Raw genomic sequence first — 606 nt, forward strand, 5'->3', positions numbered from 1 at the left:
CCCAAGCATCACGATTGGTTTTTAGACCACAAGAATAAATCTCAAACAGTTTTTTACTATGAGGTTTCTTATCACCTAAAGCTAGGAATGTCTTGAAACTGTCATCACGTTGACCAAGCCAATCATTATGCTTATCCGGTATAATTATTTGCCAACCTTGTTTGCTCTGTGTAATACCATCAATGCTACCAAATTTTTTAATTGTCTTAAGCTTTTTTTCTCTTGTGAGATAATCTCCAATATCACGGAAATATATTTTCCCACGCTGTTGAGATTCTGGATTTTTTATGAGAATAGAGATAGCTATGGGAGCCCGTGATCCAGAACCAAAAATCTTACCACCTTCTTTTCGCGAAAGTTCTCCAGAGGTTCGTTGATTACCCCGTAAATGGAAAATATAAAGGCTGCTAAATTCCTTAACGAGGCATTTTCTTAAACCATTTAAAGAACATGCATTAATAAACCCTGCGTTTGTCACAAAACCAATAATACCACAATCTTTTATACGGTCACTAGCCCATCGAATTGCTCGTATATAGCTATCATAAAGTGCTTGCATATTGATTGATTCAGATTGAGCAGCATAAGTTTCACTGATACGATTAT

General features: G+C 36.0%; 1 pseudogene. It reads right to left on the minus strand.

Features of this window, described 5'->3' with window-relative positions:
* A pseudogene (locus ACFILW_RS10825) lies at positions 1-606 on the minus strand (damage-inducible protein); the annotation flags it as partial.

The sequence above is a fragment of the Bartonella sp. TT110JLCBS genome (genome assembly GCF_042193405.1).
In the GTDB taxonomy this organism is placed as follows: domain Bacteria; phylum Pseudomonadota; class Alphaproteobacteria; order Rhizobiales; family Rhizobiaceae; genus Bartonella.